Source organism: Acinetobacter sp. B51(2017) (genome assembly GCF_003711395.1).
Classification (GTDB): Bacteria; Pseudomonadota; Gammaproteobacteria; order Pseudomonadales; family Moraxellaceae; genus Acinetobacter.
On sequence record NZ_PJRJ01000061.1, the window covers coordinates 1 to 5596 of the forward strand.

Genomic DNA, 5596 nt, shown 5'->3' on the forward strand with positions numbered 1-5596 from the left:
AAGTTGTAAGTTTTACCTCAGAAACAGAGCAACTGGTAAATACCTCATTAGATGCCAACCCTAATCATCACAAACTAAATAACACAGACTTAATCGTTCATAGTGTTTTTAAGCGCTTGTATAGCCGTCAAGGTGGTGATGGAAACCCTCTAATTTACGCTCTGAAAGGCCAAAAAGGTTTTTCAATCACCCTTAAAGAGTGTGGGAAATTTAATCCAAATATTTCAGCAATTCTCGACCGATTAATGCAAAAAAAAGATTATGAAGTAATCCTTACAATGCCATCCTCCCACAAAATAGTAGAGAGATTCGCTAAAAAAATTAATAGAAGATCCTCAGAACACTGTGTTTTAATTAATAATATTTTTACTAAAAAAACTTTTAGTGAAGTCTATGCGGATCTACAAGACCTTCCCCTGACGCCTAAGTACAAAAAAGATATTATTGCGTTACGTCGTTCTTTGGAAAAAGATCTTAACCGTAATCCAAATAAAGTTTTTTCTATGAAAGAAGTCGATACAAAAGACAGAATGTTTATTAGCCCCTTAAAAATAGACTCTACAAAAATAGATACTATCCAAAAGCTAAAAGGAAAATCTATTCTTCTAGTTGACGACTTGTTAGCCAGCGGAACGACATTAACAAGTGCTTATAATTTACTAATAGATTTAGAAATTAGTAATGAAATTGAAGGCGTTTGTTTATTAGGGAAGTTAGGTAATAAATAATCAAATATCATCTTCAATCATAGAAATTCATTAAAAATCACAAAAGGTAATGTAAATTTTTATTTATAAGGGTATACTTATACCTAGACCATTCATGTGCTCAATGGTCTTTAAAGATAGGGCTTACGCCCAGAGTCCGGCAGCACCGTCGAACGAGGTCAGACTGTAAGAGTCAAGTATCGTTTATCTAAGCACGGAATAGAAAAGTTTCAAGGAAAGCCCAATAGCTAGAAGTAGCTATTGGGCTTTTTATTATTAGGTTAATGAAATTCACCATCTGCTGATACAGATTTTTTATCTAGGATAGCGATTAGCCCCATTTCCCCACCTAGCCAAGCTGTACTACAACAAATATCTCAATTCATTTTTATACCCGTATAATTTGTAGATTTATTTAACTATTTAATATTTATGCTTTATCATAAAAAAAGACGAGTCTGATACACTCGTCTTTTTCAGAAATCACATCCTTATTACTTTCATTCTTGCAGGAATAAAGTAATTTTAGTTTTGATACGTTATCGTGATTTTAGTGTTCCATGCCAATAGATATATGGCCATCCAGCCATATATTGGCATCCCATTTAAAACCTCTTGTACAGCAGCCATCATCATTTTTCCTCCTATGATTGATGTAAAAATTAAAAGTATTTCTACTTTTTTTATGAACACATAACATGTGTTTTTCCTCAGTTAAAAAATTTGACTTCATGCTATAGCTCCGACTTCAAATGCTCTATGTTCAAATGTTTCATACATTTCTTTCTGTATTTTCCCTTCTTCATACAACGCTTTAAGAGTATGTACAGGGTGAAGCATCAACACATATTGATAACGATTACCAACCTTTTGGCTTTTAATAAAACCCAAATCTTCTAATGACTGCATACGTTGCTGCCATGTAGTTATCCGTCTTTCACTATGAAAGCCAGACTCATATGCCAACGATGCCTCATCAGTAACATCAATAATCATTTCATCGAAGTTTCTGAACCATAGCGCTAAATATGTTAAACCCGCTGGCTTACCTTTAGTTAACGCATCAATCACTGAAACGACTAAGGGCAATATCCTTGGTAAAGGAACATATCCATCATCAGTTGCACGATTCCACAGTTCTATACCTTCCAAACTTCCAAAAAATCTTGCTCGAAGCGCTAATCTTTTCGCGGCTGGTTTTGATGGTTTTGATAACTTGGTTTTCGCATCAACTTGTTGCTTATTTTCCATAAAAAATCCTTACAAATCAAGTATTTATTAATAACAGCTATGCATTTTACAGCATCACTACCCAAAGATTCTATATCACATGTTGTAATATAAATATCAACTCAATATAAATATATGTAATAAAAAATCAAAAAAAAACCATTATCTGTAATATATATTACAAAAAATGGCCTTAAGTTAATGATATTAAAAAATATACCCGTTATCCAGTAATCTCTGTAATCTCTGTGATCTCTGTAATCTAAGTTATCCGGTGATCCCTGTAATCCAGTAGATCAATTTAGATGCCTATTTTAAAAAAAATTACGCTAAAAACCAAAATCTATTCCTCTATCTTTGGTTCGCTCTATCTCAGCACATTCTTGCTTCATCTGAATGAGATTTTTTTCAATATCTCTGATGTTTCGAGTAAGTTCTGCTGAGCTTTGGTCACTTGTAACGAGACTGAGTGTTGTAAGGCTGAGATTTTCCCCAGTGCTTCTTCGTTGTTGGCTGTAATCTGGCTCATCTCTTGAACTTTGCCATTGATCTGCTCGGTATAGCTTGCTGTACTGCGTTCTAGCTCGTGAAATTGCTTCTGTATTGTCGATAATGATTTCTGTGCTTGCTGTAAGCTCTGCTGATCGTTCTCGATTGCCTTTGACTGCGCTGATAAGGCTTGGATAATTTTGGTTTGCATTGTGTCTAAAGCTTGCTGTTGCTTCTGCAATTGCGCTTGTTGTTGCAGTAATTGTTGCTGTTGTTCTTCGATGATTCTCAACAATTGTGTTTCTAATTCGGTCATCGTTTAGTACCCCATTGGAATCATGTAGCCGTTCTGCCATTCGCCTGCGTTCTTGTTGATTTGAATACAGAGACGTTGTGCTTTGCTGTCTGGTCGCTTGCATGTGCTGATCGTCAAACTGCCCCCTGATCGGTTCAAATGGTCGACCCTCATTTGTTTCTCGTTGATCACGGTATTTAGCCTCTGCATCTCGCTGTACTTGTTTTTGGTGACGAGACCAAACGAGAAAATCGCTATAAGCAAAATAACTGCTGCTGAAATCAGCCCCATATTCAAAATGGTAAGTTTTTTCTGTAGGGCTTGATTCTGAGCTTTCTGTTCTTGGCTCTGTATTTGCTCGTTTAATTGCGTTAAATGGCTCAATTTCGATTGCAGCAAGCTTTGATAGTGGCTCAATTGCTTCTCGACCGTCTGGGTGCTGTGTTGAATGCTTTGGGCTATTTTCTCGTCCGACTGTTGGATAGCGGTCGCTGTGATATTGGCTCTTGTGTTCAAGCTGTCTCTGATAGTCTGTGACGTTTGCTCGATACCGCTCAGAAGTTGTTCCTCTGTATTCTTCAATTCGTTGTTGTACTTCTTGTCGATATTCACCAGTAGCTCTAAAGCCTTGCTCATAAATCTCGCCCTCTAAACGGATAGGACGTTTTGCGCCCTCATACGGGTTTTCAATGGATATGGAGTTTTTTACTTGTCGAGTGACATTGATTTGATTCGATTCAAGCCATTGCACCAATTCTTGCCGATCGGCAATTTCACCATTGGCAACCGCTCGGTAAACACGTTGATGTAACTGCTCTTTAAAATCCTTAATATCTTTGGGTAGATTTTTTTTATTTAAAAATAGCTGTCTATACTCAGGATCATCGGGGTCATACAGTGAATGCTCGGTATTGGTGATCTGCTTAAATAGATCAACTCGATCTAAATCGACTGGTGCATAGAATGGCTGTAGGCGTTTGCCTGTTGAAAGCTCAACATTAGGAATCACAAAATTAAGCTCAAGCCTTGTCTGTCCTGTATCTTGATTTACTTTATCTTGGTGCTGTACCCATAAAATTTGATATTGATCTTTATCTAGTCCTGGAAATAAACATCGTTCAAAATTTTGCATGATTTGCCGCTTATCCTGATCAGATAAATCATGCTCATAAAAAGATAAACAACCACTTGTATATTTTTTGGCAAAAGGACTGCTATCAATCAATTGTGCTGTCAGCTCTACATCACCACTAAGCACTTGTGCATGTTCACGGTCTCTATCTTCACCCAATAAATAATCAAGACAACCTTTCGACAAACCTGAACCATGTCGAAAAAAATCAACGATCATCTGGACGTAACTCCCGAAGCTGTTGATCAATTGAAATCAATAAATGAAGTAATTTAACTTTATCGAAAGCACCAGTGCTCGCAATATCTGTATTTACTGCTTTGGCAATCTGATTCACGTTATTACCAATCCGACCAAGTTCTAAAATTAACGCTCGCTCTGTCTTGCTATACGAAGATTCAATAACCTTTGTTGCTTTAATTTTTTGGTCATCTTCTGCTTTGGAATTATGAATTTTAGTCGCTTTCTCTACTGCTGCTTGTCGAAGTAACTTTGCAATCGAACCATAGGGATTATTGGAATCAAGCAATTGATACTCTGATTCTGAAAGTCTAACTTTAAAGGTTCGTTCTCTAACTGCTTTACCTTGATTATTCTCTTGTTGTTCCTGTCCTGACATTTCAATCTACCCTGCTTTGGCTTTTGTAAGCTTTAAATTGGAAAATCTTTGATTTTTTGGTTTAAAGCTTTTCGGGGGTATCGGGGGTGAAGCCCCTGATCAAGGGCACAGACTATCACTGTTTAACAAAGTTAAATAGGGGTATCTGTGTATCCTTGCTTATAAAAAAACAGTGTTATATAGAGTATATTAATAAAACAGAGATTCTCTAAAAGCCTAAAAGCAATGTGCTCACTCACTCCCCGTCCCCACAACCCTCGCTTTGCTCGGGCTGATGGTGAACGTTGAGTGAGTTTCGGCAATACTTTCCCTAAGGGGCGATGATTTAAAAAAATCACACATCCCCTTAAGTATTGCCGATTAACCTACAATTGGGCTGCCGGAGCCACGCGTCGGTCGTATCTGCACATGGTTTCGCTTACCATGCAGACAAGGACTAAAGGTTTTGCACCTTCTCCCACACGCTCCTTGTCGAAGTATGGCAATATCTCTGCGAGGGTTTCCCCAACATGCAACTTAATTGACCTATACAACTACTTCTAACGCTCCGCCTTTGTGAGAACCCCTGTAAGCGGTTTAGCCTTTCGACTATCGCTACGATGCACCAGTGACACTTATTCCCTCCACATGCACCGCATATCAACCTTAAAAGGATGTACAGGAGTAGATAAGACTCGACCATAAGGCGCTTATTTGATGATTTAAACTGCTGAATTAACGAAGGACTTCAAATTGAGGCTTGCCAAACTGTTCTAATTCTTTAAAATAGATAGTGGTACTAGCCTTTAAGGTGAATATCAGTATGAGTTGCAAGCTCTGCCGATCTTTCGTTAATTGATGTTGCAAGCATCAAATAACTGTACCCACTGAATATAAGGCGAAAGTCCAATAAGTTTCAAGACTTATTGGACTTTTTCTTTTTATAAAGATAATTTTACGAATTATTTATAAGCCAAATAGTTGAGACTTAAATTGGGCATTACCGTCGATGACAATAAAGTTGTAAGTTTTACCTCAGAAACAGAGCAACTGGTAAATACCTCATTAGATGCCAACCCTAATCATCACAAACTAAATAACACAGACTTAATCGTTCATAGTGTTTTTAAGCGCTTGTATAGCCG

General features: G+C 37.3%; 4 protein-coding genes. 1 reads left to right on the plus strand and 3 read right to left on the minus strand.

The window, feature by feature from the left end; translation table 11 throughout:
• On the plus strand, positions 1–728 hold a 728-nt coding region (locus tag CYK47_RS14830), incomplete at its 5' end, for a phosphoribosyltransferase (protein WP_164709229.1).
• Between the two features lie 708 nt (positions 729–1436).
• Here CYK47_RS14830 and CYK47_RS14835 read toward each other — a convergent pair.
• The 3 genes from CYK47_RS14835 to CYK47_RS14845 form a co-directional block, all read right to left on the minus strand.
• Positions 1437–1958: a hypothetical protein gene (locus CYK47_RS14835; RefSeq protein WP_122902553.1), complete on the minus strand. Its 522-nt coding sequence runs from the start codon at positions 1956–1958 to the stop codon at positions 1437–1439.
• 308 nt (positions 1959–2266) lie between these two features.
• Positions 2267–4072 (minus strand): relaxase family protein, encoded by a 1806-nt coding sequence (locus CYK47_RS14840; RefSeq protein WP_122902554.1) that lies wholly within the window; start codon positions 4070–4072, stop codon positions 2267–2269.
• Entirely contained in the window at positions 4062–4472 is a 411-nt protein-coding gene (locus CYK47_RS14845) for a MobC family plasmid mobilization relaxosome protein (protein WP_122902555.1), read from the minus strand. The genes CYK47_RS14840 and CYK47_RS14845 overlap by 11 nt, the downstream gene beginning before the upstream one ends.
• Positions 4473–5596 lie beyond the last annotated feature (1124 nt).

Bases quoted from the DNA above. Each gene is read 5' to 3' on its own strand.
- CYK47_RS14845 (WP_122902555.1), bottom strand. From the start codon at position 4,472: ATGTCAGGACAGGAACAACAAGAGAATAATCAAGGTAAAGCAGTTAGA.
- CYK47_RS14840 (WP_122902554.1), bottom strand. From the start codon at position 4,072: ATGATCGTTGATTTTTTTCGACATGGTTCAGGTTTGTCGAAAGGTTGT.
- CYK47_RS14835 (WP_122902553.1), bottom strand. From the start codon at position 1,958: ATGGAAAATAAGCAACAAGTTGATGCGAAAACCAAGTTATCAAAACCA.